The sequence below is a fragment of the Streptomyces sp. NPDC002889 genome, assembly GCF_042888425.1.
Classification (GTDB): Bacteria; Actinomycetota; Actinomycetes; order Streptomycetales; family Streptomycetaceae; genus Streptomyces.
This window is the reverse complement of sequence record NZ_JBIAPT010000012.1, coordinates 256,389-261,759: the sequence shown is the minus strand read 5'-3', so window position 1 is coordinate 261,759 and position 5,371 is coordinate 256,389. Positions and strand designations below refer to the sequence as shown.

Here is a 5,371-nt window from a genome sequence, read left to right as displayed (position 1 = left end):
GGGAGGTGGAGGCTGCCCGGGTACTCGGTGAGGACACGCTGGAGCGGCAGCGGAGGGTAAGGGGCGAGGACCACCCCAACACCCTGATCACCGCCTCCAACCTGACCAACCAGCTGGCCGCGTTGGGGGAGGTGGAGGCTGCCCGGGCCCTGGCGGAGGACACGCTGGAGCGGCAGCGGCGGGTACGGGGCGAGGACCACCCCGACACCCTGCGCACCGCCTCCAACCTGGCCATCAACCTGGCGGCGTTGGGGGAGGTGGAGGCTGCCCGGGTACTCGGTGAGGACACGCTGGAGCGGCAGCGGAGGGTAAGGGGCGAGGACCACCCCAACACCCTGATCACCGCCACCGGCCTGGCCATCCGGCTGGCGGCGTTGGGGGAGGTGGAGGCTGCCCGGGTACTCGGTGAGGACACGCTGGAGCGGCAGCGGCGGGTGCTGGGGGAGGACCACCCCGACACCCTGATCACCGCCTCCAACCTGGCCATCTGGCTGGCGGCGTTGGGGGAGGTGGAGGCTGCCCGGGTACTCGGTGAGGGCAGTCTGGAGCGGCGGCGGCGGGTGCTGGGGGAGGACCACCCCGACACCCTGGGCACCGCCTCCAACCTGGCCATCTGGCTGGCGGCGTTGGGGGAGGTGGAGGCTGCCCGGGTACTCGGTGAGGACACGCTGGAACGGCGGCGGCGGGTGCTGGGCGAGGACCACCCCAACACCCTGAACACCGCCAGCATCCTGAACGGACTGCGCGGCAATGTCTGACTCACAGCCTGCTCGCCACAGCGCGGCGTAGATGCCGCCCGACAGCTACGGGCGAGTCCACACCTCAACGGCAAGCAGTTCACCGACCGGCTCGGGGAGGGGGTGAGGTGCTGTTCGACCGGATCTGCCGGGAGAACGGGATCGCGCACCGGCTGACCCAGCCCGCGTCACCGACCACGACGGGTAAGGTCGAGCGGTTTCATCAGACGCTGCGGCGTGAACTCCTCGACGATTGTGGTGCGTTCGAGAGCATCGAGGCAGCTCAGGCGGCGCTGGATGAGTGGGTGGAGGAGTACACCTCCCCGCGGCCGCATCAGGCGTTGGACATGCAGTCTCCGGCGGAGCGGTTCACGCCGGTTCCCGAGCAGGAGCGGGACGTGCTGGGTGTGAGGGTGCCTGGAGTGATCTCGCTGGTGCCGCAGCAGCGGACGGCTCCCGTGCCGCTGCCGCCTGCTCCTGCCAGTCCGCCTGAGGTGGTCCCGGCAGCGGTGCCGGCTGGTGGGGTGCCAGTGGAGCTGCCGTCTCCGCTGCCGGCCGGTGATGCGGCAGCGTTCCAGGTGGACCGGGTGGTGAACAACAGCGGGCTGGTGGGGCTGGGCGGGCACCAGGTGCTGGCTGCGGAGATCCTGGGTGGCCGCCCGGTGGGCATCCGGATCGACGACTCCACGCTCTCGTTCTTCGATCCGTCCTCCCAGGAGCTGCTGAGAGTGCGGCCCAACCCGCTCAGCAGCGGGGAAGTCCGTCGCCTGCGGGGACTGCGGTCGGCCGGGCCGCCGCCGCGTCTGGGCGTGGAGCCGGTGCGGGTGCAGCGACGGATCAGCTCCCAGGGCACGATCATGGTCTGCCGACAGGTCGTATCACTCGGCCGGAGCTATGCCGGTCGCACCGTGACCGTGCATGTCGCGGGGACCACCCTGACGGTGGAGCTGGACGGCCAGGACCGCGTCATCCAGCGCACCACCGACTTCCCGGTCCGCAACGTGAAAGCGAACAAATCCCGTGAAAGTCTCCGATGTTGTCTAGGCCCACCGTCAAGCATCACCTGGGACCAAAACGTCGGGCATCGACTGGGACTAGACACAGCTCGAGCAGCGCCGGGCGCGAGTCGGCTCGTGAAGATTCCGGCGCAGAGACGCTCGTTCGCTGCCCGGACCTCGGTCGGGACCGTCTGGATGATCATGAAGGGTTGTCGCCTGCCGCGGGATGACTGCGGCACCATCCTTGTCCGGTCGGTCCGGGGCGCTGTTACGCCATGTGTTCGGGGATGCCGCCTGCCCAGGTCGCGGTGTGGGCCGGCAAGCGATGTGCCGGTGCTGTTCGCCATGTGGCCGGACGCATCTCCGATCAGCTTGGGGGCTATGAGTCGCGCATCGAGGGCGACGGCGCCCTCCTCCGCCTGGCAGGGGAAGGTTGACCTGGCCCGGAAAACTTCACCGCGTATTCTCCGCAGCCACCCGCAGAAACGCGGTGACAGCCGGACAGTGCCGGACCGCCATCGTGATCACACGGGGTGGTCCGGCGCTTACGCGTCTTCTACGCCCGCCCCGCTAGAGTGCCCCTGACCAGCAAAAAGGCCCTCCCGGGAGGAGGGCCGATCTTCGTGTGCGCTGTGCGCCCCCGGCAGGACTCGAACCTGCGGCCAAGCGCTTAGAAGGCGCATGGCTGGCAGAGGTGCTCGCCCTGACTGACCTGCACTTCTCGTACCGGACACGCACACATTCTCGGAACTTCGACACGCATTCGACTAGGCACCGGGCCAGGCCCCTGGGCGCCTCGATGCGCTGGTGTGGAGCCGAACGGCCAGCTGGCGCATGAGGGATCCACAAGTCGTGGAACCGCGTAGGGTTCAGCCGCTGCTCGGATCGCCCGCGGCGGCAGGGCAGCGTGACCCAGAATTGCTTTCATGGGTAACGGGATGATTGCGGTCGTCGCTGCGATAGTCGGTGTGGCGGGCACGCTCCTTGCTCCGATCTTCTCGCAGCGCCTTCTGGGCCGGATCCAAGGCGAACAGTTCGAACGTCAACAGCAGGCCGCCCGCGCCGACTGGCTACGCGAGCAGGAGCAGGCAGAGCTCGCAGAGCGTAGGAACTGCTACGTCACAACGAATGCGGCTTATCGGCGCTACCGAATCCAGCTCATGGACTACCTGTGGCACCTGCATCGCGGGACCGTCGACGCTGAGGCACGAGCGGAGTTGGCCGCTGCCCGCGATGCACATAACGCGGCGTTCGCCGAAGCCCAGATGGTTGCCTCCCCAGCAGTGCTGACCCACCTGGACGACCTGGCTGCCGCACTCGGTGAGGCCTACGTGAAGATCAAACGCTTAGAGAGAGGTGCCCCACTGACCGATGGATCGTTGGACGACATAGACAGCGAACTACGAGGTTTCTGGGAACGCTGGAGTGAAATGCGCAGAGCGATGCGTGCCGACATAGGCGTCGACGTACCGTCGGGTGACCGGACTCCAGTGAACCGTTGACTAGACGGGCACTTACCCGCCACGCCTGCCTGAGCCGGTGAGGACTGCCTGGGCATCCTCTCGTCTCTCCTGCGCCGGCGTGGGGATCTACTTGCTGCGGGCGCGGACGGTTTCGAACCACCGACATCTGCTTTGTAAGCCTGGCACCTGCCGCCGATACATCCTTGCTGGTCGACATACATGCGGCAGTCCTCAGTCCATCGGCGGCCGTCTGCACCGCTGTGAGCTCTGGCTGACCGTGGTTGGCCGCTCGATCTGGCACGACGCGTGTCCAGCCTTCAGCTGCTTAGAAGACCGGCGGGCTGGGGTCTGGATCTGTCGAGGGCGTCACTTGCGGCTGAGAGGCAGCCGCTTCCTCCCCCGCGAACTCCCTCTGAATCTGCTCGCGTAGCCGTTCCGCCAAACAGCTGATCAACACAGGATCTCGCTCGCTGTACCACCGGTCGACCAGGCGAGCAGTGCGATCGCTGTAACAAGCGCTCCACCGCAAGCGGCTTGGCCACTCCCTGTCCGGTGCCGTGGCTGGCGTTTCTCCACCTTCTAGCGCGCTCAAGAGCCGGTCGGCAGCTTCTTCGGTCCGTCGCTGCCGAAGCGCTTCCCTGGCCAAGCGTTCCTGGCTAGCGGCGTTGAGTCTCGCAACAGTCTCAGCAGACTCTCGCGCCAGCCGCATACCTCGATAGCCCACCAGTATCCCGGTTACACCAACCACGGTGGAAGAAGCAGTCGCGATGATGCTCATGACGTCCACCATCGGATAGTCGCTGGTTGGCCACCTTGATCGGTAGTCGACGCGAATTGACGCGTAGGTTCCCGACTGCACCTGCTGGCGATTCAGCAAGGGCGCCTCCCCTCTCGTGCCGCATGAGAGCGGGGGCTTCTTGTCGGCGGAACGACTTTGGCCTGGAGCTGCTTTGGCGCGAGTGATCACGGCCCTCGTAAGTCCGGCGCGTCGGGATCGGCTGGCCGTTCGCTGAGCAGCGGGTCACCCTGCGCCTGGACGGCACCGTCTTGCAGGTCCTCGACCAGCACCGGATGCTCAAGGCGACCCTGCCCGGTCCGCTGCAGGCCTCCGCCTGTGGACGGCTGCGGGGCGATTGCGACCACGACCTCTTCGTCCCGAACTATCGGCGAGGCGGTCAGCGAGGCCTGCTGGGCTGGTTAGTCGGCCGCTGAGCGTTGGTGTGGGTCGGCGGCGGTTGCTGTGGTTGCTGTACTTCACTGCTGTACCGCAGGATTCCGAGCAAGGTGACAGTGAAAGGCGGCGCGCTCGTTTAGCTGCTCGCTGACCGCCCAGAAACGGCCCAGACAGTCGCGAGCTGTTCCGCTGCTTCCGTCTAGGTGGTTTGCCTATCTCGCCAGCCGCATTCTCCACTTGTCAGACGCCAGGGGCGAGCCTCAGCACGACGCGAGCGCTTGGGCGGTTTGGAGGGTGTCGGGGTGGTCCTCACCCAGCACCCGCCGGCGCCGCTCCAGGGTGTTCTCGTGCATGGGGCGGGCTTCAGCATGGAGGCCGAGGTCGTGCAGGGTGACCGCGAGATTGTGGGCGGTATGGAGGGTGTCGGGGTGGTCCTCACCCAGCACCCGCCGACGCCGCTCCAACGTGTCCTCGTCTAGGCGGCGGGCTTCGGCACGGAGGCCGAGGTTGCCCAGGGTGACCGCGAGACTGTGGGCGGTATGGAGGGTGTCGGGGTGGTCCTCACCCAGCACCCGCCGGCGCCGCTCCAATGTGTCCTCGTCTAGGCGGCGGGCTTCGGCACGGAGGCCGAGGTCGTCCAGGGTGACCGCGAGACTGTGGGCGGAGTGGAGGGTTTCGGGGTGGTCCTCACCCAGCACCCGCCGACGCCGCTCCAACGCGTCCTCGTCTAGGCGGCGGGCTTCGGCATGGAGGCCGAGGTTGCCCAGGGTGACCGCGAGACTGTGGGCGGTTTGGAGGGTTTCGGGGTGGTCCTCACCCAGCACCCGCCGACGCCGCTCCAACGTGTCCTCGTCTAGGCGGCGGGCTTCGGCACGGAGGCCGAAGTTGCCCAGGGTGACCGCGAGATTGTGGGCGGAGTGGAGGGTTTCGGGGTGGTCCTCACCCAGCACCCGCCGACGCCGCTCCAACGTGTCCTCGACCCTGCGGCGCGCTTCGGCA

The 5,371-nt window shown here is 67.5% G+C and carries 3 protein-coding genes, 1 tRNA gene and 1 pseudogene; 3 read left to right on the top strand and 2 right to left on the bottom strand.

All coding sequences use genetic code 11. From position 1 onward, the window contains the following. Both ACFYWI_RS20500 and ACFYWI_RS20495 read left to right on the top strand, forming a co-directional pair. The coding region (locus tag ACFYWI_RS20500) for a tetratricopeptide repeat protein (protein ID WP_389234101.1) at positions 1-758 on the top strand (758 nt) is incomplete at its 5' end. 104 nt (positions 759-862) lie between these two features. Next, positions 863-1,108: pseudogene (locus tag ACFYWI_RS20495) on the top strand (integrase core domain-containing protein); the annotation flags it as partial. Positions 1,109-2,373: 1,265 nt separating this feature from the next. Here ACFYWI_RS20495 and ACFYWI_RS20490 read toward each other — a convergent pair. After that, positions 2,374-2,449, bottom strand: a tRNA-Arg gene (locus tag ACFYWI_RS20490). 212 nt (positions 2,450-2,661) lie between these two features. Here ACFYWI_RS20490 and ACFYWI_RS20485 point away from each other — a divergent pair. After that, the gene (locus ACFYWI_RS20485) at positions 2,662-3,237 is read left to right on the top strand and encodes a hypothetical protein (RefSeq protein ID WP_389234098.1); all 576 of its coding nucleotides are present in this window, start codon (positions 2,662-2,664) and stop codon (positions 3,235-3,237) included. A gap of 1,395 nt (positions 3,238-4,632) precedes the next feature. On the opposite strand, the gene ACFYWI_RS20480 is transcribed toward ACFYWI_RS20485, so the two are convergent. Next, positions 4,633-5,371 (bottom strand): tetratricopeptide repeat protein (locus tag ACFYWI_RS20480; protein ID WP_389234095.1); only part of this gene is annotated, 739 nt, incomplete at its 5' end.

Coding starts and splice junctions, on each gene's coding strand:
- ACFYWI_RS20485 (WP_389234098.1), top strand. CDS start 2,662: ATGGGTAACGGGATGATTGCGGTCGTCGCTGCGATAGTCGGTGTGGCG.